This is a genomic window from Enterobacter sp. BIDMC109 (assembly GCF_001037885.1).
GTDB classification, from domain to species: Bacteria; Pseudomonadota; Gammaproteobacteria; order Enterobacterales; family Enterobacteriaceae; genus Enterobacter; species Enterobacter hormaechei_C.
On the sequence record NZ_KQ090002.1, the window covers coordinates 399,842 to 422,692 of the forward strand.

Annotated in this window: 21 protein-coding genes and 2 tRNA genes; 16 read left to right on the forward strand and 7 right to left on the reverse strand. The window is 53.8% G+C overall.

Annotated features, from left to right (window positions below):
- The first annotated feature begins 35 nt into the window (after positions 1-35).
- Complete coding sequence (gene murA, locus SK62_RS01945) at positions 36-1,295, forward strand: UDP-N-acetylglucosamine 1-carboxyvinyltransferase (RefSeq protein WP_006812128.1); 1,260 nt, start codon at positions 36-38, stop codon at positions 1,293-1,295.
- Positions 1,296-1,358: 63 nt separating this feature from the next.
- Here the strand turns inward: murA and sfsB are convergent, their stop codons facing one another.
- Both sfsB and ispB read right to left on the reverse strand, forming a co-directional pair.
- Complete coding sequence (gene sfsB, locus SK62_RS01950; protein ID WP_020480545.1) at positions 1,359-1,646, reverse strand: DNA-binding transcriptional regulator SfsB; 288 nt, start codon at positions 1,644-1,646, stop codon at positions 1,359-1,361.
- Positions 1,647-1,875: 229 nt separating this feature from the next.
- Positions 1,876-2,847 (reverse strand): octaprenyl diphosphate synthase, encoded by a 972-nt coding sequence (gene ispB, locus SK62_RS01955; RefSeq protein WP_048249273.1) that lies wholly within the window; start codon positions 2,845-2,847, stop codon positions 1,876-1,878.
- Positions 2,848-3,104: 257 nt separating this feature from the next.
- On the opposite strand from ispB, the gene rplU reads away from it, so the two are divergent.
- The 4 genes from rplU (at position 3,105) to cgtA (ending at position 5,945) form a co-directional block, all read left to right on the forward strand.
- Positions 3,105-3,416 carry a 50S ribosomal protein L21 gene (rplU, locus tag SK62_RS01960; RefSeq protein WP_003025032.1) on the forward strand — a complete coding sequence of 104 codons (312 nt, stop codon included), beginning with the start codon at positions 3,105-3,107 and terminating at the stop codon, positions 3,414-3,416.
- A 19-nt stretch (positions 3,417-3,435) separates the two neighbouring features.
- Positions 3,436-3,693, forward strand: coding sequence for a 50S ribosomal protein L27 (rpmA, locus tag SK62_RS01965; RefSeq protein ID WP_003861831.1), 258 nt, complete (start codon positions 3,436-3,438; stop codon positions 3,691-3,693).
- Positions 3,694-3,788: 95 nt separating this feature from the next.
- Positions 3,789-4,754: a DMT family transporter gene (locus SK62_RS01970; RefSeq protein ID WP_003861826.1), complete on the forward strand. Its 966-nt coding sequence runs from the start codon at positions 3,789-3,791 to the stop codon at positions 4,752-4,754.
- A 15-nt stretch (positions 4,755-4,769) separates the two neighbouring features.
- Entirely contained in the window at positions 4,770-5,945 is a 1,176-nt protein-coding gene (gene cgtA, locus SK62_RS01975; protein WP_017693912.1) for an Obg family GTPase CgtA, read from the forward strand.
- A gap of 33 nt (positions 5,946-5,978) precedes the next feature.
- Here cgtA and pmrB read toward each other — a convergent pair whose 3' ends face one another.
- Genes pmrB through dacB form a run of 3 tightly spaced genes read right to left on the reverse strand, consistent with a single transcriptional unit; the run spans position 5,979 to position 9,117 of the window.
- Positions 5,979-7,022 carry a two-component system sensor histidine kinase PmrB gene (pmrB, locus tag SK62_RS01980; protein ID WP_017693913.1) on the reverse strand — a complete coding sequence of 348 codons (1,044 nt, stop codon included), beginning with the start codon at positions 7,020-7,022 and terminating at the stop codon, positions 5,979-5,981.
- A complete protein-coding gene (pmrA, locus tag SK62_RS01985) occupies positions 7,019-7,681 on the reverse strand; it encodes a two-component system response regulator PmrA (protein ID WP_015571977.1) in 663 nt (220 codons plus the stop codon). Before pmrA ends, pmrB begins: the two co-directional genes overlap by 4 nt.
- A gap of 2 nt (positions 7,682-7,683) precedes the next feature.
- The gene (dacB, locus tag SK62_RS01990; protein WP_015571976.1) at positions 7,684-9,117 is read right to left on the reverse strand and encodes a serine-type D-Ala-D-Ala carboxypeptidase; all 1,434 of its coding nucleotides are present in this window, start codon (positions 9,115-9,117) and stop codon (positions 7,684-7,686) included.
- 228 nt (positions 9,118-9,345) lie between these two features.
- Here dacB and greA point away from each other — a divergent pair, with 228 nt between their 5' ends.
- The gene (greA, locus tag SK62_RS01995) at positions 9,346-9,822 is read left to right on the forward strand and encodes a transcription elongation factor GreA (RefSeq protein WP_006812122.1); all 477 of its coding nucleotides are present in this window, start codon (positions 9,346-9,348) and stop codon (positions 9,820-9,822) included.
- 151 nt (positions 9,823-9,973) lie between these two features.
- Here the strand turns inward: greA and yhbY are convergent, their stop codons facing one another.
- On the reverse strand, positions 9,974-10,267 hold the full coding sequence (gene yhbY, locus SK62_RS02000) for a ribosome assembly RNA-binding protein YhbY (protein WP_003861814.1): 294 nt from the start codon (positions 10,265-10,267) through the stop codon (positions 9,974-9,976).
- Positions 10,268-10,394: 127 nt separating this feature from the next.
- On the opposite strand from yhbY, the gene rlmE reads away from it, so the two are divergent.
- The 6 genes from rlmE (at position 10,395) to SK62_RS02030 (ending at position 15,986) form a co-directional block, all read left to right on the forward strand.
- Positions 10,395-11,021, forward strand: coding sequence for a 23S rRNA (uridine(2552)-2'-O)-methyltransferase RlmE (gene rlmE, locus SK62_RS02005; RefSeq protein ID WP_003861812.1), 627 nt, complete (start codon positions 10,395-10,397; stop codon positions 11,019-11,021).
- 102 nt (positions 11,022-11,123) lie between these two features.
- Complete coding sequence (gene ftsH / locus SK62_RS02010) at positions 11,124-13,058, forward strand: ATP-dependent zinc metalloprotease FtsH (protein WP_003861810.1); 1,935 nt, start codon at positions 11,124-11,126, stop codon at positions 13,056-13,058.
- A 98-nt stretch (positions 13,059-13,156) separates the two neighbouring features.
- Positions 13,157-14,005: a dihydropteroate synthase gene (folP, locus tag SK62_RS02015; protein ID WP_032655232.1), complete on the forward strand. Its 849-nt coding sequence runs from the start codon at positions 13,157-13,159 to the stop codon at positions 14,003-14,005.
- Positions 13,998-15,335, forward strand: a complete 1,338-nt coding sequence (gene glmM, locus SK62_RS02020) for a phosphoglucosamine mutase (RefSeq protein WP_003861804.1) — start codon at positions 13,998-14,000, stop codon at positions 15,333-15,335. The genes folP and glmM overlap by 8 nt, the downstream gene beginning before the upstream one ends.
- 222 nt (positions 15,336-15,557) lie before the next feature.
- On the forward strand, positions 15,558-15,890 hold the full coding sequence (secG, locus tag SK62_RS02025; protein ID WP_003861803.1) for a preprotein translocase subunit SecG: 333 nt from the start codon (positions 15,558-15,560) through the stop codon (positions 15,888-15,890).
- A 9-nt stretch (positions 15,891-15,899) separates the two neighbouring features.
- A tRNA-Leu gene (locus SK62_RS02030) sits at positions 15,900-15,986 on the forward strand.
- 187 nt (positions 15,987-16,173) lie between these two features.
- On the opposite strand, the gene argG is transcribed toward SK62_RS02030, so the two are convergent.
- A complete protein-coding gene (argG, locus tag SK62_RS02035; RefSeq protein WP_015571974.1) occupies positions 16,174-17,520 on the reverse strand; it encodes an argininosuccinate synthase in 1,347 nt (448 codons plus the stop codon).
- Positions 17,521-17,806: 286 nt separating this feature from the next.
- Between argG and SK62_RS02040 the strand changes: the two genes are divergently transcribed.
- The 4 genes from SK62_RS02040 (at position 17,807) to infB (ending at position 22,786) form a co-directional block, all read left to right on the forward strand.
- Positions 17,807-17,883 (forward strand) — tRNA-Met (locus SK62_RS02040).
- A 207-nt stretch (positions 17,884-18,090) separates the two neighbouring features.
- Complete coding sequence (rimP, locus tag SK62_RS02045; RefSeq protein ID WP_014833432.1) at positions 18,091-18,543, forward strand: ribosome maturation factor RimP; 453 nt, start codon at positions 18,091-18,093, stop codon at positions 18,541-18,543.
- 28 nt (positions 18,544-18,571) lie between these two features.
- Positions 18,572-20,074 (forward strand): transcription termination factor NusA, encoded by a 1,503-nt coding sequence (nusA, locus tag SK62_RS02050; RefSeq protein ID WP_003861798.1) that lies wholly within the window; start codon positions 18,572-18,574, stop codon positions 20,072-20,074.
- A 24-nt stretch (positions 20,075-20,098) separates the two neighbouring features.
- Positions 20,099-22,786: a translation initiation factor IF-2 gene (gene infB, locus SK62_RS02055; protein ID WP_006812117.1), complete on the forward strand. Its 2,688-nt coding sequence runs from the start codon at positions 20,099-20,101 to the stop codon at positions 22,784-22,786.
- Positions 22,787-22,851 lie beyond the last annotated feature (65 nt).

Below are 22,851 nucleotides of genomic sequence, written 5' to 3' on the forward strand. Positions count from 1 at the left end.
CCCGCAGCACGGTTGAATTTATAAGAGAGCAAACGATGGATAAATTTCGTGTACAGGGACCCACGCGTCTCCAGGGCGAAGTCACAATTTCTGGCGCTAAAAACGCCGCGCTGCCCATTCTTTTCGCTGCGCTGCTCGCAGAAGAGCCGGTAGAGATCCAGAACGTACCGAAGCTGAAAGATATCGACACGACCATGAAGTTGCTCGGCCAGTTGGGCACCAAAGTGGAGCGTAACGGTTCCGTCTGGATCGATGCCAGCAACGTGAACAACTTCTCAGCGCCGTATGAGCTGGTGAAAACCATGCGTGCTTCCATCTGGGCGCTTGGTCCGCTGGTGGCGCGTTTCGGTCAGGGACAGGTTTCACTGCCGGGCGGATGCGCTATCGGCGCGCGTCCCGTTGACCTGCATATCTTCGGCCTGGAAAAACTCGGCGCGGAGATCAAGCTGGAAGAGGGTTACGTTAAAGCGTCCGTCAATGGTCGTCTGAAAGGCGCGCACATTGTCATGGACAAAGTGAGCGTGGGCGCAACAGTCACCATCATGTCGGCTGCTACGCTGGCAGAAGGCACTACCATCATCGAAAACGCCGCCCGTGAGCCGGAGATCGTGGATACCGCGAACTTCCTGGTCGCGCTGGGGGCGAAGATCAGCGGGCAGGGCACAGACCGTATCACCATCGAAGGCGTTGAACGTCTGGGTGGCGGTGTGTACCGCGTTCTGCCGGACCGTATCGAAACCGGTACTTTCCTGGTGGCCGCAGCCATTTCTGGCGGTAAGATTGTCTGCCGTAACGCCCAGCCGGATACCCTGGATGCGGTGCTGGCGAAGCTGCGCGATGCGGGTGCGGACATTGAAATCGGTGAAGACTGGATCAGCCTCGATATGCACGGGCAGCGTCCTAAAGCCGTTAACGTGCGTACTGCGCCACATCCGGCATTCCCGACGGATATGCAGGCACAGTTCACGCTGTTGAACCTGGTGGCCGAAGGCACGGGCTTCATCACGGAAACTATCTTCGAAAACCGTTTCATGCACGTACCGGAACTGATCCGTATGGGTGCGCATGCTGAGATTGAAAGCAACACGGTAATTTGCCACGGCGTTGAAAAACTGTCCGGTGCGCAGGTGATGGCGACCGATCTGCGCGCGTCTGCGAGCCTCGTGCTGGCAGGTTGTATTGCGGAAGGGACTACCGTTGTCGATCGTATCTACCACATCGATCGTGGTTACGAGCGTATTGAGGACAAACTGCGCGCGCTGGGTGCAAATATCGAGCGTGTGAAGGGCGAGTAATCGTTCCGGCACCCCCCTGCCACAACAGGCCGGGGGATTGCTGTTCCTGTCAATCCTGGTGCATCAGTCCTGATGTGCTTTCTTCGTTTTGCCCTGGCGCATCATGCGCGTTCTGTCGATAAATTCATGGGTAATAGGATCGTGGTAGCGTGACGGCCATATCACCCACGGATGCGTATCCAGCGCCGTCGCGATAATCAGTTCCCCCTTCGGCCATGGGCGGGTCAGGGCGTTTGCCAGCGTCGACGAGCTTAGCCCATGACGACGTGATTCGGCAGCCAGCGATGTTCCTTTTTTACGCAGTGCCGCAATAATGTCAGCAGAATGCCAGTCGATGAATTTTGTATCCATAATGCTGTCCTTGTGTTCGTTATCGTCCACGTCGTTTCGTGTGAAAAGACAGCATTACTATACTCACTTCGAACATGTGTTCTAAAAAGTTCATGTTACGAGAAGCAATATTCAGAATAAGGCACGGCTTTATACATGCGGCCTGTAACCCGATGGGCTTACGCGGAAATGTAATTTATTGGTGTGTACTGGAATCTCCCTGCGTGGGCGCAGGGAGATGAGGAGGGGATTATCGGTCGCGCTGGACGGCGATGTGCGCGAGGCCGATTAGCGCATCACGCCATGGGCTGTCGGGAATGACCTGAATGGCGGCGATGGCTTTGTCCGCTTCTTCTTCAGCGCGCTGACGCGTCCATTCCAGGGAGCCGCAGATAGCCATTGTTTCCAGTACCGGTTCCAGAAGATGGCGTCCATTTTCCTGCTCGATAGCCTCCCGGATCATTTTCGCCTGCTCTGGTGTGCCATTGCGCATCGCGTGGAGCAGCGGCAGCGTTGGCTTGCCTTCGTTCAGGTCATCGCCGACGTTTTTACCGAGCGTTTCGCCATCCGCGCTGTAGTCCAGCAAATCATCAATCAGCTGGAACGCGGTGCCGAGGTAACGGCCATAGTCCTGAAGGCCCTTTTCCTGAGCTTCGCTACAGCCTGCCAGAATGCCGGAGCATTGCGCGGCGGCTTCGAACAGACGTGCGGTCTTGCTGTAAATCACCCGCATATAGTTTTCTTCGGTGATGTCCGGGTCGTTGACGTTCATCAGCTGTAGGACTTCACCTTCAGCGATAACGTTCACGGCTTCTGACATCACTTCCAGCACCTTCAGCGAGCCAAGGCTGGTCATCATCTGGAAGGCGCGGGTATAGATAAAATCGCCTACCAGAACGCTTGCCGCATTACCAAACGCGGCGTTGGCGGTGGCTTTACCACGACGCATGTCTGATTCATCCACAACATCGTCGTGAAGCAGGGTGGCGGTGTGGATAAATTCGATCAGCGCCGCGATCGTGACGTGGGCATTTCCCTGATAGCCAACCGCGCGTGCGGCCAGAATGGCAATCATCGGACGAATACGTTTACCGCCCCCGCTGACGATGTAATAGCCCAACTGATTGATCAGCTGAACGTCAGAGTTGAGTTGCTCCAGGATTGCTGCATTCACACCCGCCATATCTTGCGCGGTTAACTCATTGATTTTTTTTAAATTCATCGCAAAAGCCGGGCTTTTTATCCTGTTTATCCCACACGAGATGGGTACACAAAGGGTTTCGGTTTATAAATAGTATTGCTGATTGTACTGAAAAAACGGCTCAGATAAACGTTACCGTACGTGTTGTGTTTTTTTTCTTCATGTATTGATGGTAGCACTTGTCAAAGGCTCGCGTTTTGCGTAATATTCGCGCCCTATTGTGAATATTTATAGCGCACTCTGAATCATACGAGGATGTGCGCGGAAGCGGAGTTTATATGTACGCGGTTTTCCAAAGTGGTGGTAAACAACACCGAGTAAGCGAAGGTCAGACCGTTCGCCTGGAAAAGCTGGACATCGCAACTGGCGAATCTGTTGAGTTCGCTGAAGTTCTGATGATCGCAAACGGTGAAGAAGTCAAAATCGGCGTTCCTTTCGTTGATGGCGGCGTTATCAAAGCTGAAGTTGTTGCTCACGGTCGTGGCGAGAAAGTTAAAATCGTTAAGTTTCGTCGTCGTAAACACTATCGTAAGCAGCAGGGCCACCGTCAGTGGTTCACTGATGTGAAAATTACTGGCATCAGCGCCTAAGACCTGAGGAGAGATTTAAATGGCACATAAAAAGGCTGGCGGCTCCACACGTAACGGTCGCGATTCAGAAGCTAAACGCCTGGGCGTTAAGCGTTTCGGTGGCGAATCCGTTCTGGCGGGTAGCATCATCGTTCGTCAGCGTGGCACCAAGTTCCACGCGGGTACCAACGTAGGTTGCGGTCGTGACCACACTCTGTTTGCTAAAGCAGACGGTAAAGTGAAATTTGAAGTTAAAGGCCCGAACAACCGTAAATACATCAGCATCGTTGCTGAGTAAGGTTTTCTCGGTCCGGTAACGGATTAAAGCCCCGCAACGTGTTGCGGGGCTTTTTACATTGGAAACCCGGAAAATTTTCTGTAGGGAAAACGGGCATGAAGCAGCAGGCCGGCATTGGTATTCTTTTGGCGCTCACTACCGCAATGTGCTGGGGTGCGCTGCCAATTGCAATGAAGCAGGTACTGGAAGTCATGGAGCCACCGACGGTGGTGTTTTATCGCTTCCTGATGGCAAGCATAGGCCTGGGCGCCATTCTGGCCGTCAAAGGTAAGCTGCCACCGCTGCGCATCTTCCGAAAACCGCGTTGGCTGGTGTTACTGGCTATCGCGACGGGCGGTCTGTTCGGTAACTTCATTCTGTTCAGCTCTTCCCTGCAATATCTTAGCCCTACAGCGTCGCAGGTGATTGGTCAGCTTTCACCGGTCGGCATGATGGTCGCCAGCGTATTCATCCTCAAGGAGAAGATGCGCGGCACGCAGATCATCGGGGCAAGCATGCTGCTTTGCGGGCTGGTGATGTTCTTTAATACCAGCCTGATTGAGATTTTTACCCGCCTGACGGATTACACCTGGGGTGTCATTTTTGGGGTGGGTGCAGCAACGGTCTGGGTGAGTTATGGCGTCGCGCAAAAGGTGTTATTGCGCCGTCTTGCCTCACAGCAGATCCTCTTTTTGCTGTACACTTTGTGTACACTGGCATTATTGCCTTTAGCGAAGCCGGGTGTAATTACCCAGCTCAGCGACTGGCAACTGGCGTGCCTCATTTTTTGTGGGCTGAATACGCTGGTCGGTTATGGCGCTCTGGCTGAAGCCATGGCGCGCTGGCAGGCAGCACAGGTGAGCGCCTTAATCACGCTTACCCCGCTGTTTACGCTGTTATTTTCAGATTTGTTATCAATGGCCTGGCCCGATGTCTTCGTCAAGCCGATGCTCAACCTGTTGGGTTATCTCGGTGCGTTTGTCGTGGTTGCGGGCGCGATGTATTCCGCCATTGGTCATCGTCTCTGGGGGCGTTGGCGCAAAAATGAAGCGGTTGTAATAGTCCCCCGCTCAGGCGAATGAGTTACGGAGAGTAAAATGAAGTTTGTTGATGAAGCGACGATTCTGGTCGTGGCAGGTGATGGCGGTAACGGTTGTGTAAGCTTCCGCCGTGAAAAATATATTCCTCGTGGCGGTCCTGACGGCGGTGACGGTGGGGACGGTGGCGACGTGTGGCTGGAGGCGGATGAAAACCTCAACACGCTGATCGACTACCGTTTCGAAAAATCTTTCCGCGCCGAGCGTGGCCAGAACGGCCAGAGCCGCGACTGTACCGGTAAACGCGGTAAAGACGTGACGATCAAAGTGCCGGTGGGTACGCGTGTCATCGATCAGGGCACGGGCGAAACCATGGGTGATATGACCAAACACGGTCAGCGCCTGATGGTGGCGAAAGGCGGCTGGCATGGTCTGGGTAACAGCCGTTTCAAATCTTCCGTTAACCGTACCCCGCGTCAGAAAACCATGGGTACCCCGGGTGATAAGCGCGACCTGCAACTGGAACTGATGCTGCTGGCGGATGTGGGGATGCTGGGTATGCCAAACGCCGGTAAATCGACGTTTATCCGTGCGGTCTCTGCGGCGAAACCCAAAGTAGCGGATTATCCGTTTACGACGCTGGTGCCGAGCCTGGGCGTTGTCCGTATGGATAACGAGAAGAGCTTTGTGGTCGCTGACATCCCGGGTCTGATTGAAGGGGCAGCAGAAGGCGCCGGTCTGGGTATTCGCTTCCTGAAGCACCTTGAGCGTTGTCGCGTACTGTTGCACCTCATCGACATCGATCCAATCGACGGTTCCGATCCGGTTGAAAACGCCCGTATTATTATCGGCGAGCTGGAGAAATACAGTGAAAAACTGGCGCAAAAACCGCGCTGGCTGGTATTTAACAAGATCGACCTGATGAATAAAGCGGAAGCTGAAGCGAAAGCTAAAGCGATTGCCGACGCGATGGGTTGGGAAGATAAGTACTATCTGATCTCTGCCGCCAGCCAGGTTGGCGTGAAAGATCTCTGCTGGGATGTGATGACCTTTATCATCGAGAATCCGGTCGTTCAGGCAGAAGAGGCGAAACAGCCTGAAAAAGTCGAATTCATGTGGGATGACTACCACCGCCAGCAGCTCGAAGAGCTGGAAGCGGAAGAAGATGATGAAGACTGGGACGATGACTGGGATGAAGACGACGAAGAAGGCGTCGAGTTCATCTACAAGCACTAACCCCTGTATAAAGCCCCTTAACGGGGCTTTTTTTTATCCTATTTTCGCCGGTAACCAACAGCTGGCGATGAGGCCGCCCTCAGCGCCGTTCTCCAGCGTTAAATGGCCATGATGGAGCTGTACGATACGCTGTACGATGCTCAGCCCAAGGCCGCTGCCGCCGTAGCGCTGGTCGAGACGTCGGAAAGGTTCGGTGATCGACTGGCGGTGCGCCTCATCAATACCCGGCCCCTGATCGGTAACGCTCACCCGGGTACCGCCCTCCGTCGCTGTTAATGCCACTTCAATGGTTGTGCCTGCCGGGCTGTAGCGGGCGGCATTCTCCAGAAGGTTCCTTAGCATCAGACGTAACAGGACGGCGTCCCCCTGAACCGTCAGCACGCTGTGGGCCGGCCATATTACCGTATGCTCTTTGGCTTCATGCTCCAGGCTGAGCGGAGCAATGATCGTCTCTGTCCAGTTCACGGTATCGTAATGGCCGCTGGCCATCGCCTGCCCGGCACGCGCCAGCATCAGCAGCTGTTCCACCGTGTGCATCAACTGATCGATACGGCTTATCAGTGGCGTGGCCTGCGGGGAACCGGACTGAGCCATCAGTTCCAGATGGAGCCTGATCCCCGCAAGCGGCGTACGTAACTCGTGTGCCGCATCGGCGGTAAACAGGCGTTCCTGTTGAATAGTGTGGTCCAGCCGGGCGAGGAGTTGATTGAGCGACGTGGTCACAGCGCCTATCTCTTCCATATCGGAATACATCGGCAGGGGAGTCAGATTATCCGCCGAACGGTTCGCAAGGCTGGCGCGAAGTTTGTTGAGTGGTCGGGTGATCCAGGTGACTGCCCAGAATGAGAAGAGCAAGGTAAAACCGACCATCACCAGAGAAGGGACCAGCAGGGAGGCAATGGCTTCGCGGATCTCTTTTTCGACATGGTTGTTGCGCGCTTTGGCGGACAATGTTTCGTTCACCAGAAAACCGATTTGCTCGCGGCTCTCATGCCACAGCCAGACTACGCTAATGAGTTGAAAAAATAGCAGAATAACCGCCAGCAACACCATTAATCGCCGGCGCATACTGTTCATTTCTGGCTCTCCAGACGGTAACCCACGCCGCGTACGGTTTTGATGCGATCTTTACCGAGCTTGCGCCGCAGATTATGAATGTGAACTTCAAGCGTGTTTGATCCTGGATCGTCCTGCCAGGAGTAGATGTCCTGTTGCAGCGTTTCACGGTGCACGGTCTGCCCGCTGCGCATGATCAGGCGCGTCAGCAGAGCGAACTCTTTTGGCGTCACTTCCACAGGCTGAGACTGGCGCAGCACCTGCTGAGTTTGCAGATTGAGGGTGATATCTCCGTCCGTCAGCAGGTTGTCGCTGTGGCCCTGATAGCGGCGGATCAACGCCCGTACGCGAGCCTGTAGCTCGGCAAGGGCGAAGGGTTTTACCAGATAATCGTCAGCGCCAGAATCCAGCCCGTTAATTCTGTCTTCAATGGCATCGCGGGCGGTGAGAATCAAGACGGGATTCTCAACCCCGCGACGACGCCACTGGCAGAGCAGCGTCGCGCCGTCTTTATCCGGCAGCCCTAAATCCAGGATCACGAGGCTGTATTCACCGCTCTGGATCAGGGCATCTGCTTCAGCGGCCGTGGTGGCACAATCCAGGGCGTAGCCTTCATTCCCCAGCGCCAGCGCTAACCCTTCCTGCAATAACAGATCGTCTTCAACTATCAGTAGTTTCATCGCTAGTTATTCTGGTAGATGTCCTTATAGAGCCTGCTTTCGAAACGCACCAGTGGAATACGGCGATTGCGCTGGTCAGCCGGTTCGACGGCATAGCCGGAAAGATACTGCACAAATGCCATGCGTTGTCCGCTGGCGGTCGTGATAAAACCGGCAAGGTTGTAAACGCCTTGCAGGGAACCCGTTTTGGCTGACACTTTGCCATCCACGCCCGCAGCGTGAAGGCCCGCGCGGTACTGAAGAGAGCCGTCGTGTCCGGCAAGCGGCAGCATCGTAATAAAGTTTAGCTCAGCGTCATGCTGAGCAATGTACTGCAACACCTGCATCATGGTGGCCGGCGAGATCAGGTTATGACGCGATAAACCGGAACCATCAACGGCGATCGTATTGCCCAGATCGATACCCGCCTGCTGGCGCAGGATCTGACGTACGGCATCAGAACCGGCCCGCCAGGTGCCCGGCACACCAAATCGCGCGTGCCCAATCATGCGGAACACCGTGTCGGCAATCATGTTATCCGACTTTTTCAGCATAATCTTAAGCAAATCATGCAGTGGCGCGGACTGTTTGCTGGCGATCACCGTGCCTGGCTCATTCACCTGCGTCTGGCGCAGCAGCGTTCCGGTGTAGGTTATGCCCGCCTGCTTCAGTTCATCTTTAAAAATGGCACCGGCATAGCCCGCGCCATCCTGAATGGCGAAGGCCAGCGGGAGGGGATCGGACCGCTGGGTCAGGCAGCCGGTGAGCGTATAGCGATTGAGATCGCCCGGTACCACGTCCAGCTCGCAATACTGCGCCTCCGGGGAGCCTTTCGCCAGCGTCCGCACCTGGCTGAACATCGTGACCGGGTAGTATGAGGCCACGCGGATAAAAGCTAAGTCATTTGGTTTTGGCGCGCTGTAAAGCGATACGGAGAAGCAGTTACGGTCAACGATGGCGGCGGCTGGCGGGGCGCTAAAGCACTGCGTCATGTCGTTCCACGGCCAGCCAGGCGCTTTATCGTGGCTGGCGAAAATGGAGGTGTCGATCAGCACGTTGCCATCAATTTTTGTTACGCCGGATTTTTTCAGTACCGCCACCATATTGCGGACATCCTGGCGCTTAAAGGTGGGATCGCCACCAAAACGGGCGATAAGATCGCCTTTCAGTTCGCCACCCTCAACGTTACCTCTGGTTTCAAGGGTGGTAGTAAAACGGAAGTCAGGCCCGAGCTGGAGCAGGGCGGCGAGGGCAGTGATCACCTTCTGGGTACTGGCAGGCAGCGCCATCTGTTGACTGTGATAGTCAATCTCGGGAGCCTGCGCGCCAACCTTCTGCACCATCAGGGCAAGGTTCGCGCCGGCGGGCAGTTGATTAATGTACTCATCAACATTCGCGGCCTGAACGGTGAACGTTATACTGGTAGTCAATCCGATGATAAAACTGGAAAATCGCATAATCTCGCGCTAACAACCCGAAAACAAACCGTCATACTACGGTGCATGGCACTGTAAAGTAAACGATGACCCATAGTGAACTTCGCGGTAAAATGCGTATCAAATTGAAAAATTGCTGCTGACCTGGGGCGTTGCTCCCGGGTCGGTTTTCTTTTTGCTTCTGGCCTGTTCAGGTGGGCTGGAGCAGGGAACACTGCTCCCAACAGGAATGTTTAAGAGGTATAACAAATGCAAGCTATTCCGATGACCTTACGTGGTGCCGAAAAACTGCGCGAAGAGCTGGATTTTCTCAAATCCGTGCGTCGCCCTGAAATCATCGCCGCTATCGCGGAAGCGCGTGAGCATGGCGACCTGAAAGAGAATGCTGAATACCACGCGGCGCGTGAGCAGCAGGGTTTCTGTGAGGGGCGCATTAAAGATATCGAGGCGAAACTGTCTAACGCGCAGGTTATCGATATCACCAAAATGCCAAATAATGGCCGTGTGATCTTCGGCTCTACCGTCAGCGTCCTGAATCTGGACAACGACGAAGAGCAGACCTATCGCATCGTGGGTGATGATGAAGCGGACTTCAAACAGAACCTGATTTCGGTGAACTCGCCGATTGCTCGTGGCCTGATTGGCAAAGAGCAGGACGATGTGGTCACCATCCGCACCCCTGGTGGTGAAGTGGAATACGAAATTATTAAGGTTGAATACCTGTAATTCGCTTCTCTACTAAGATGTTGATACATTGTAAAGAAAAGAAAAAGGCCGCATAGCGGCCTTTTATCAACTCAAGGAGCATGGCATTTTGCTCGCCTGCTGAAAGAAATCCCTCGTTTCACACAGAAAATGTGTTCGATTCAGGATATCCTTAACGTGGCAGCGAGATTTTGCGCTCTTTAGATGGGCGATAGAGCACCAGCGTTTTACCGATGACCTGTACATTACAGGCGCCGGTTTCGCGCACGATGGCTTCCACGATCAGGTTTTTAGTGTCTCTGTCTTCAGAGGCGATTTTCACCTTGATCAGCTCGTGGTGTTCCAGCGCTTGTTCAATCTCGGCAAGCACCCCTTCGGTCAAACCATTGTTGCCAAGCATCACTACAGGCTTGAGCGGATGTGCCAGACCTTTAAGGTGCTGTTTTTGTTTAGTACTCAGATTCATCGTATATTTTTGCTTACGTTGGGATTGAAAACGGTTCATTCTACCGCCATCTCCCTAATATCGCCAAATAGCTGCGTAGAAATTTACGTCACAGGCAAGCAACGATGAACCAGGACGGAAATGTTAAATGACAGGTAAAAAGCGTTCTGCCAGCTCCAGCCGCTGGCTTCAGGAACACTTTAGCGATAAATATGTTCAACAGGCGCAGAAAAAGGGGTTGCGTTCCCGCGCCTGGTTTAAACTTGATGAAATACAGCAAAGTGACAAACTTTTTAAACCGGGAATGACGGTGGTCGACCTCGGTGCGGCACCTGGCGGATGGTCCCAGTATGCGGTTACGCAGATCGGCGGAACGGGCCGAATCATCGCATGCGATCTTTTACCAATGGATCCCATCGTCGGTGTCGACTTCCTTCAGGGCGACTTTCGTGATGAATTAGTGCTTAAAGCACTACTTGATCGTGTAGGTGACAGTAAGGTCCAGGTTGTCATGTCGGATATGGCGCCAAATATGTGTGGAACACCGGCGGTGGATATCCCCCGCGCCATGTATCTGGTGGAACTAGCGTTAGAAATGTGTCGTGATGTACTAGCGCCTGGTGGTAGTTTTGTTGTGAAGGTGTTTCAGGGCGAAGGTTTCGAGGAGTATCTTAAGGAAATTCGCTCCCTGTTTGCGAAGGTCAAAGTTCGTAAGCCGGACTCTTCCCGGGCCCGTTCCCGTGAAGTGTATATTGTAGCGACCGGGCGAAAATGATAACCGGTAGATTTCAGGCGAAAGTTTGAATGAAACTGGATATAGAGTATCCTGACGCTGTTTTTAACACAGTTGTAATATGAGGTTAATCCCTTGAGTGACATGGCGAAAAACCTAATACTCTGGCTGGTCATTGCCGTTGTGCTGATGTCAGTATTCCAGAGCTTTGGGCCCAGCGAGTCGAATGGCCGCAAGGTGGATTATTCTACCTTCCTGCAAGAGGTCAATCAGGACCAGGTTCGCGAAGCGCGTATCAACGGACGTGAGATCAACGTTACCAAGAAAGATAGTAACCGTTACACGACTTACATCCCGGTGAACGATCCTAAGCTGCTTGATAACCTTCTGACCAAAAACGTCAAAGTGGTAGGCGAGCCGCCGGAAGAACCAAGCCTGCTGGCTTCTATCTTCATTTCCTGGTTCCCGATGTTGCTTCTTATCGGCGTCTGGATCTTCTTTATGCGCCAGATGCAGGGCGGTGGTGGCAAAGGTGCCATGTCGTTCGGTAAGAGCAAGGCGCGTATGCTGACGGAAGACCAGATCAAGACCACGTTTGCTGACGTAGCAGGTTGTGACGAAGCAAAAGAAGAGGTGGGTGAACTGGTTGAATACCTGCGCGAGCCGAGCCGTTTCCAGAAACTGGGCGGTAAGATCCCGAAAGGTGTCCTGATGGTCGGCCCTCCGGGTACCGGTAAAACCCTGCTGGCAAAAGCCATCGCGGGTGAAGCGAAGGTGCCGTTCTTTACTATTTCAGGTTCTGACTTCGTTGAAATGTTCGTGGGTGTCGGTGCATCTCGTGTGCGTGACATGTTCGAGCAGGCTAAGAAGGCAGCACCGTGCATCATCTTCATCGATGAAATCGACGCCGTAGGCCGCCAGCGTGGCGCAGGCCTGGGTGGTGGTCACGATGAACGTGAGCAGACGCTGAACCAGATGCTGGTTGAGATGGACGGCTTCGAAGGTAACGAAGGTATCATCGTTATCGCGGCAACTAACCGTCCGGACGTACTCGACCCTGCGCTGCTGCGTCCAGGCCGTTTTGACCGTCAGGTTGTGGTCGGTCTGCCGGATGTTCGCGGTCGTGAACAGATTCTGAAAGTGCATATGCGACGCGTACCGCTGGCGCCAGATATCGACGCGGCAATCATCGCGCGTGGTACTCCAGGCTTCTCCGGTGCGGATCTGGCTAACCTGGTCAACGAAGCAGCACTGTTTGCCGCTCGCGGTAACAAGCGCGTGGTGTCCATGGTGGAATTCGAGAAAGCGAAAGACAAAATCATGATGGGTGCGGAACGTCGCTCCATGGTGATGACGGAAGCGCAGAAAGAGTCCACGGCATATCACGAAGCGGGCCACGCGATTATCGGTCGTCTGGTGCCGGAACACGATCCCGTACACAAGGTGACGATTATTCCGCGCGGTCGTGCGCTGGGTGTGACCTTCTTCCTGCCTGAAGGCGACGCGATCAGCGCCAGCCGTCAGAAGCTGGAAAGCCAGATTTCAACCCTGTACGGCGGTCGTCTGGCTGAAGAGATTATCTACGGTGCGGAACATGTTTCCACCGGTGCGTCGAACGATATTAAAGTGGCGACAAACCTGGCGCGTAACATGGTGACTCAGTGGGGCTTCTCCGACAAACTCGGTCCGCTGCTGTATGCAGAGGAAGAGGGCGAAGTATTCCTGGGCCGCTCCGTGGCAAAAGCGAAACATATGTCCGATGAAACGGCACGTATCATCGACCAGGAAGTGAAAGCGCTGATTGAACGTAACTACGCTCGCGCCCGTCAGATCCTGAACGACAATATGGACATCCTGCATTCGATGAAAGATGCGCTCATGAAATATGAGACCATCGATGCACCGCAGATTGACGACCTGATGGCGCGCCGCGAAGTGCGTCCGCCGGCAGGCTGGGAAGACCCAGGCGCGTCTAACAATTCTGACAACAATGGCACCCCGCGTGCGCCGCGTCCGGTCGATGAACCGCGTACGCCAAACCCGGGCAACACCATGTCAGAGCAGTTGGGCGACAAGTAAGTCACTGCTGTTGAAGCGTTTGTCTGTATCTCAAACCCTGGAGCTTGCTCCGGGGTTTTTCTTATCTGTTTAACCACATTAATTCCAGAGACTTCACCATGAAACTATTCGCCCAGGACTCGCATCTCGACCTTTCACATCCTCATGTGATGGGGATCCTGAATGTCACGCCTGATTCCTTCTCTGACGGCGGCACGCATAATTCGCTTATCGACGCGGTTAAACACGCGAATTTAATGATCAACGCGGGTGCCACCATCATTGACGTTGGAGGGGAGTCAACGCGGCCTGGTGCGGCGGAGGTTTCGGTGGAGGAAGAGCTGGCGCGCGTGGTGCCGGTGGTGGAGGCTATCGCCCGGCGCTTTGAAGTGTGGATCTCCGTTGATACCTCCAAACCCGAAGTGATCCGTGAAGTGGCGAGAGTTGGCGCTCACATTATCAATGATATCCGCTCGCTGACCGAGCCGGGCGCGATTGAAGCCGCCGCAGAAACCGGGCTACCGGTGTGTCTGATGCATATGCAGGGCCAGCCTAAGACAATGCAGGAGGCGCCAAAATATGACGATGTGTTTGCCGACGTCACCCGCTTCTTTATTGAGCATATCGAACGCTGTGAACGTGCGGGTATCGCAAAAGAGAAATTGCTGCTCGACCCGGGCTTCGGTTTCGGTAAAAATCTCTCACACAATTACGCGTTGCTTGCGCGCTTATCAGAGTTTCATCAGTTCGGCCTGCCACTGCTGGTGGGAATGTCGAGAAAATCGATGATTGGTCAGTTGTTGAATGTCGGGCCGAGCGAACGTCTGAGCGGCAGTCTGGCCTGCGCGGTGATTGCCGCGATGCAAGGTGCACACATCATTCGCGTCCATGACGTAAAAGAAACAGTAGAAGCCATGCGTGTGGTGGAAGCCACACTGGCAGCGAAGGAAAACAAACGCTATGAGTAATCGTAAATATTTTGGTACCGATGGCATCCGTGGGCGTGTAGGCGATGCGCCAATTACCCCTGACTTTGTCCTGAAGCTGGGCTGGGCGGCGGGTAAGGTACTGGCGCGTCATGGTTCCCGTAAGATCATTATTGGGAAAGATACCCGTATTTCGGGTTATATGCTGGAATCCGCGCTGGAAGCCGGGCTGGCGGCGGCGGGGCTTTCAGCTTCCTTTACGGGGCCAATGCCGACCCCTGCTGTTGCCTATCTGACCCGCACCTTCCGTGCGGAAGCGGGCATCGTCATTTCCGCTTCCCATAACCCGTTCTATGACAACGGTATCAAATTCTTCTCCATCGACGGCACCAAACTGCCGGATGACGTAGAAGAGGCGATTGAAGCGGAAATGGAAAAAGAGATCACCTGTGTTGACTCCGCTGAGCTGGGTAAAGCAAACCGTATTGTCGATGCCGCAGGCCGCTACATTGAATTCTGCAAAGGCACTTTCCCGAATGAGCTGAGCCTGGCACACCTCAAAATTGTGGTGGACTGTGCCAACGGTGCGACTTACCACATTGCGCCGAATGTGTTCCGCGAGCTGGGTGCGAAAGTGATCACTATCGGCTGCGAGCCGGACGGTCTGAACATCAACGAAGAAGTCGGCGCGACAGACGTGCGTGCCTTGCAGGCGCGTGTCCTGGCTGAAAAGGCCGATCTGGGTATTGCCCTGGATGGCGATGGTGACCGTGTGATCATGGTTGACCACGAAGGTAACAAGGTCGATGGCGATCAGATCCTTTACATCATTGCCCGTGAAGGCCTGCGTCAGGGGCAACTGCGCGGTGGCGCGGTGGGCACGCTGATGAGCAATATGGGCCTGGAACTGGCGTTGAAACAGCTGGGCATCCCGTTTGTTCGTGCGAAAGTGGGGGACCGCTACGTGCTGGAAAAACTCCAGGAGAAAGGCTGGCGTATTGGCGCGGAAAACTCCGGCCACGTGATCCTGCTCGATAAAACCACCACCGGTGACGGTATTGTGGCGGCGCTTCAGGTTGTTGCCGCGATGGCGCGTAACCATATGAGCCTGCACGATCTGTGCAGCGGCATGAAAATGTTCCCGCAGATTCTGGTCAATGTGCGTTTCACCGCGGGTAAAGGCGACCCGCTGGAAAATGATAACGTGAAAGCGGTGATGGCAGAGGTGGAAGCGACTCTTGGCAGCCGTGGGCGCGTCCTGCTGCGTAAGTCGGGTACCGAGCCGCTGATCCGCGTGATGGTGGAAGGCGAAGACGAAGCGCAGGTGACTGAATTTGCGCACCGCATTGCGGATGCAGTCAAAGCTGCATAATCTTTCAGAATAAGTGTTTAAAAAGGCGGCGTTTGCCGCCTTTGTTTTAAGCAATTAATGGCTTTTTGCTGTTTTTTTCCGCAGTTGATACAATGCCTCGAAAATGCCCTTGCGAAGGTGATTCGCTTTGGTTAGTATTCACACCCGCTTCAGTGGGAAACAAAATCCTGCTAATTGGTCGAAGCATTGGTATGCGGCAAATCCGCAAGGAACAGGTTGATTATGTACGAAGCTCTTTTAGTTATTTTCCTTATTGTAGCCATCGCTCTCGTAGCGCTGATTATGCTACAGCAAGGTAAAGGCGCTGATATGGGAGCCTCCTTCGGAGCAGGCGCTTCCGGTACGCTGTTCGGTTCAAGTGGTTCTGCGAACTTCATGACCCGTACGACGGCGATTCTGGCTACGCTGTTCTTCATCATCAGTCTGGTGCTGGGCAATATCAACAGCAACAAGACCAGTAAAGGAAGCGAGTGGGAAAATCTGAGCGCGCCAGCAAAAACTGAGCAAACTCAGCCAGCTGCACCGGCTAAGCCAACCAGCGATATCCCGCAGTAAGTATTCCGTACCGAGGTGGTGGAATTGGTAGACACGCTACCTTGAGGTGGTAGTGCCCTAACGGGCTTGTGGGTTCGAGTCCCATCCTCGGTACCAATATTCCAGAAGAAAGACGTCGCAAGACGTCTTTTTTTTCGTCTGTACATTCTGTGTATCCGATCTTTTGTAGGGCGGGTAAGCGCAGCGCCACCCGCCGTTTTGCCCGGTGGCGCTGCGCTTATCGGGCCTACGAAGACCACAAAAAAGGCGCCCAATGGGCGCCTTTTGCATGTCTTGCTGTCGATTATTTCTTATCGCTGTGTTCCAGGTTCTCAACCTGAGGGAGGCCATTACCGGAACTGGCGGAGAGCAGGCCATTCTCAACATAGTTGAACAGCTTCTCACGGGTATCGGTGATGTCCAGGTTACGCATGGTCAGCTGGCCAATACGATCGTCCGGAGAGAACACTGACTCACCTTTCTCCATGGTCAGACGCTCTGCTTTATAGGTCAGGTTGTCAGACACGGTATTGAGGATGGAGTAATCATTGCCGCGACGCAGTTCCAGCGTCACTTCGCCGGTGATTGCGCTTGCCACCCAACGTTGCAGGGCGTCACGCAGCATCAGCGCCTGTGGATCAAACCAGCGACCCTGATACAGCAGTTTGCCCAGCTGACGGCCATGAGAGTGATACTGCTCGATGGTGTCTTCGTTGTGAATACCGGTCAGCAGACGCTCGTAAGCGATGTGCAGCAGCGCCATCCCCGGCGCTTCGTAAATGCCACGGCTTTTCGCTTCGATGATACGGTTTTCGATCTGATCGCTCATACCCAGACCGTGACGACCGCCGATGCGGTTTGCTTCCAGCATCAGTTCAACATCGTCGGAGAAGGTTTTACCATTCAGGGCAACCGGATGACCACGTTCGAAACGCACGGTCACTTCTTCCGCCGGGATCTTCACGTTCTCATCCCAGAACTTCACGCCCATGATCGGGTTAACAATTTTTACGCTGGAGTTCAGGAATTCCAGGTCTTTCGCTTCGTGCGTCGCACCCAGCATGTTGGAGTCGGTTGAGTAGGCTTTCTCAACGGACATCTTGTAGTCAAAGCCGCAGGCAATCATAAACTCAGACATTTCATGACGGCCACCCAGCTCGTCGATGAAGTCGGTATCCAGCCACGGTTTGTAGATCTGCAACTCGGCGTTGGTCAGCAGGCCATAACGATAGAAACGTTCAATATCGTTGCCTTTATAGGTGCTACCGTCCCCCCAGATGTTCACACCATCTTCTTTCATGGCGGCAACCAGCATAGTGCCGGTGACGGCACGACCCAGCGGGGTGGTATTGAAATAGGTCAGGCCGCCGGTCGTATTATGGAAAGCACCGCACTGGATTGCGGCAATCCCTTCGGCAACCAGCTGCTTACGGCAGTCGATCAGACGTGCGTTCTCTGCGCCATATTCCATGGCACGACGAGGGATCGCGTCATAATCTTCCTCGTCCGGCTGACCCAGGTTCGCAGTATATGCATAAGGAACCGCTCCCTTCTGGCGCATCCACAGCAGTGCAGCGCTGGTATCCAGGCCGCCAGAAAAAGCGATGCCAATACGTTGTCCTACCGGGAGATGCTTGAGAATCGTCGTCATATAATAAAACCCTGCTTGATTGACTGATTAGAGACCGCTTTCGCTCTCGATGCATGTTTATGCAAAATAAGTGAGTATTCATTTAATCATCTTTTATCGACGACCGAAAGAGACGTGTGCGTTTTTTGTAAAAATTTCCCTTTTATTGCCCTGGCTGAAGTTGGGTTGACAGGTGGGGTCAACTATCAATATACTGAACGCCGATTTTACGTCCCGTCTTCGGTACCAAATCCCAGCATTATTTGCAAATTCTGTCCAAAACGCGTAGAATTTGCAACGTTTCAGGCGCGGGGTGGAGCAGCCTGGTAGCTCGTCGGGCTCATAACCCGAAGGTCGTCGGTTCAAATCCGGCCCCCGCAACCACTTTCCCATAAAGTTCTTTTTCAAATATACTGTGAAGACTTAGAGCCTTCGTAGCTGGATTTGAAAAAATGCTTTCGGAGAGTGCTCCAGGCCACAGTTGTGGCTATAGGGTTCAGTTATCTAAAGCCCCGATTTATCGGGGTTTTTTGTTATCTGACTACAGAATAACTGGGCTTTACGCCCTTTTTTTATGTCTTGGGGGTGGGCTTGTCCACATTAGAGCAAAAATTAACAGAGATGATTACTGCGCCGGTCGAAGCACTGGGCTACGAACTGGTCGGCATCGAATTCGTTCGCGGCCGTACATCCACACTGCGCATCTATATTGATAGTGAAGATGGCATCAATGTTGATGATTGTGCTGATGTCAGCCACCAGGTGAGTGCGGTTCTTGATGTTGAAGATCCGATTACCGTTGCGTACAACCTGGAAGTTTCCTCACCTGGCCTCGATCGTCCGATGTTCACGGCCGAGCACTACGTGCGCTTTACCGGTGAAGAAGTGGCTCTCGTTCTGCGTATGGCCGTACAGAACCGCCGTAAATGGCAGGGAATTATCAAAGCCGTTGATGGTGAAATGATTACGGTGACAGTCGAAGGCAAAGATGAAGTGTTCGCGCTGAGTAATATCCAGAAGGCGAACCTGGTTCCCCACTTTTAACAGTCTGGATTGAGGTGAAAAGCCCGCGATGAACAAAGAAATTTTGGCTGTTGTTGAAGCCGTCTCCAACGAGAAATCACTGCCGCGTGAGAAGATTTTCGAAGCGCTGGAAAGTGCACTGGCTACAGCAACCAAGAAAAAATACGAACAAGAGATCGATGTTCGCGTAGAAATCGATCGTAAAAGCGGTGACTTCGATACATTCCGTCGTTGGGTAATCGTAGAAGAAGTGACCCAACCGACCAAAGAGATCACGCTGGAAGCGGCACGTTTTGAAGACGAAAGTCTGAACGTGGGTGACTACGTTGAAGATCAGATTGAATCTGTTACCTTCGACCGTATCACCACCCAGACCGCGAAGCAGGTTATTGTGCAGAAAGTTCGCGAAGCCGAGCGCGCGCTGGTTGTCGATCAGTTCCGCGATCAGGAAGGCGAAATCATCACTGGTGTGGTGAAGAAAGTGAACCGCGACAACATCTCTCTGGAGATCAAATCCGAAGGGCTGCCGGGTAACGCTGAAGCCGTGATCCTGCGCGAAGACATGCTGCCGCGTGAAAACTTCCGCCCAGGCGACCGTATTCGTGGTGTGCTGTATGCCGTACGTCCTGAAGCGCGTGGTGCACAGCTGTTCGTGACGCGTTCTAAACCAGAAATGCTGGTTGAACTGTTCCGTATCGAAGTGCCGGAAATCGGCGAAGAAGTTATCGAAATCAAAGCGGCGGCCCGCGATCCGGGTTCCCGTGCGAAAATTGCGGTGAAAACCAACGACAAGCGTATCGACCCGGTCGGTGCTTGCGTCGGTATGCGTGGCGCACGTGTTCAGGCGGTTTCTACCGAACTGGGCGGCGAGCGCATTGATATCGTTCTGTGGGACGATAACCCGGCGCAGTTCGTGATCAACGCAATGGCACCGGCTGATGTGGCGTCTATCGTTGTTGACGAAGACAAACACACCATGGATATCGCTGTAGAAGCGGGCAACCTGGCGCAGGCGATTGGCCGTAACGGTCAGAACGTACGTCTGGCGTCACAGCTGAGCGGCTGGGAACTCAACGTGATGACCGTTGATGACCTTCAGGCCAAGCATCAGGCTGAAGCCCACGCGGCGATCGATACCTTCACCAAATACCTGGACATTGACGAAGACTTCGCCACTGTGCTGGTTGAAGAAGGTTTCTCTACGCTGGAAGAACTGGCCTACGTGCCAATGAAAGAGCTGCTGGAAATTGACGGTCTGGATGAACCAACCGTTGAAGCCCTGCGTGAACGCGCTAAAAACGCACTGACCACCCTGGCGCTGGCTCAGGAAGAAAGCCTTGGCGATAAGAAGCCGGCTGATGACCTGCTGAATCTGGAAGGTCTTGATCGTGCGATTGCGTTCAAGCTGGCTGCCCGTGGTGTTTGTACGCTGGAAGATCTCGCTGAGCAAGGCGTTGATGACCTGGCCGATATCGAAGGTTTAACCGACGAGAAAGCCGGCGAACTCATCATGGCCGCACGTAATATTTGCTGGTTCGGCGACGAAGCGTAATAAACTGTAGCAGGAAGGAACAGCATGACTGATGTAACTGTAAAATCGCTGGCTGCTGAGATTCAGACCTCCGTGGACCGCCTGGTACAGCAATTTGCTGATGCAGGGATCCCGAAGTCCGCTGATGACTCGGTGACCGCGCAAGAAAAACAAACCTTGTTAGCGCACCTGAACCGTGAACACGGCTCTACGCCTGACAAGTTAACGCTACAGCGTAAAACGCGTAGCACGTTGAACATCCCTGGTACCGGTGGCAAAAGCAAGTCGGTACAAATTGAAGTCCGCAAGACGCGCACCTTTGTAAAACGTGATCCGCAAGAGGCAGAACGCCTTGCCGCGGAAGAGCAGGCACAGCGTGAAGCGGAAGAACAAGCTCAGCGTGAGGCAGAAGCCACTGCCAAACGTGAAGCAGAATTAAAAGCTGAACGTGAGGCCGCAGAAAAAGCGAAACGCGACGCCGGTGAAAAAGCGAAGCGTGACGCTGCGGAAAAAGACAAAGTGAGCAATCAACAGACCGACGAAATGACCAAAACTGCCCAGGCTGAAAAAGCCCGCCGTGAAAATGAAGCTGCCGAGCTGAAGCGTAAAGCGGAAGAAGAAGCCCGCCGCAAGCTTGAAGAAGAAGCTCGCCGCGTCGCCGAAGAAGCGCGTCGCATGGCAGAAGAAAACGAGAAGAACGGTGTGAATACCGCTGAACCAACTGAAGATACCAGCGATTATCACGTCACCACGTCTCAGCATGCGCGTCAGGCAGAAGACGACAACGACCGCGAAGTTGAAGGTGGTCGTGGCCGTACTCGCAGTGCAAAAGCTGCGCGTCCTGCGAAAAAAGGTAACAAACACGCCGAATCAAAAGCTGACCGTGAAGAAGCGCGTGCAGCGGTTCGCGGCGGTAAAGGCGGCAAGCGTAAAGGTTCCGCTCTCCAGCAGGGCTTCCAGAAGCCTGCTCAGGCCGTTAACCGTGACGTTGTGATCGGCGAAACCATCACCGTTGGCGAACTGGCTAACAAGATGGCGGTGAAAGGCTCTCAGGTCATCAAAGCGATGATGAAACTGGGCGCAATGGCCACCATCAACCAGGTCATCGACCAGGAAACCGCACAGCTGGTTGCCGAAGAGATGGGCCACAAAGTTATCCTGCGTCGTGAAAACGAGCTGGAAGAAGCAGTCATGAGCGACCGTGATACGGGCGCAGCGGCTGAACCGCGCGCACCGGTTGTGACCATCATGGGTCACGTTGACCACGGTAAAACCTCTCTGCTTGACTACATTCGTTCTACTAAGGTTGCCTCCGGCGAAGCGGGTGGTATTACCCAGCACATCGGTGCTTACCACGTAGAAACCGAAAACGGCATGATCACCTTCCTGGATACCCCAGGCCACGCAGCGTTTACCTCAATGCGTGCTCGTGGTGCTCAGGCAACGGATATCGTTGTTCTGGTTGTTGCTGCCGACGATGGCGTGATGCCACAGACCATTGAAGCTATCCAGCACGCGAAAGCGGCGCAGGTGCCTCTGGTTGTCGCAGTTAACAAAATCGATAAGCCAGAAGCCGATATGGATCGCGTGAAGAACGAACTGTCCCAGTACGGCGTTATGCCGGAAGAGTGGGGCGGTGAAGCGCAGTTCATCCCTGTATCTGCAAAAGCAGGTACCGGTATCGACGACCTGCTGAACGCTATCCTGCTTCAGGCTGAAGTTCTGGAGCTGAAAGCGGTTCGTAAAGGTATGGCGAGCGGCGCGGTAATCGAATCCTTCCTGGATAAAGGTCGTGGTCCGGTTGCAACCGTTCTGGTTCGCGAAGGTACTCTGCACAAGGGCGACATCGTTCTGTGTGGTTTCGAATACGGTCGCGTTCGTGCGATGCGTAACGAACTGGGTCAGGAAGTGCTGGAAGCGGGGCCGTCCATTCCAGTGGAAATTCTCGGCCTGTCCGGTGTTCCGGCTGCCGGTGACGAAGTCACCGTGGTACGTGACGAGAAGAAAGCGCGTGAAGTCGCTCTGTATCGTCAGGGTAAATTCCGTGAAGTGAAGCTGGCTCGTCAGCAGAAATCCAAACTCGAGAACATGTTCGCCAACATGACCGAAGGCGAAGTTCACGAAGTGAACATCGTTCTGAAAGCGGACGTTCAGGGTTCTGTGGAAGCGATCTCCGACTCCTTGCTGAAACTGTCTACCGACGAAGTGAAAGTGAAGATCATCGGTTCTGGCGTAGGTGGTATCACCGAAACTGACGCAACCCTGGCAGCAGCGTCCAACGCGATCCTGGTTGGCTTCAACGTTCGTGCTGACGCATCTGCGCGTAAAGTGATTGATGCTGAAAGCCTGGATCTGCGTTACTACTCCGTCATCTATAACCTGATTGACGAAGTGAAAGCAGCGATGAGCGGCATGCTGTCTCCTGAGCTGAAACAGCAGATCATCGGTCTGGCTGAAGTACGTGACGTGTTCAAATCACCGAAATTCGGTGCGATCGCGGGCTGTATGGTTACCGAAGGGACCATCAAGCGTCACAACCCAATCCGCGTACTGCGTGACAACGTGGTTATCTACGAAGGTGAGCTGGAATCCCTGCGCCGCTTCAAAGATGACGTTAACGAAGTCCGTAACGGTATGGAATGTGGTATCGGCGTGAAGAACTACAACGACGTTCGCGTTGGCGATATGATCGAAGTGTTCGAGATCATCGAAATTCAGCGTACCATCGCGTAATCTTCGTCAACTGAAGATTAATTAGCGTAGGCCGGGTAAGCGAAGCGCCACCCGGCAGTAATTTT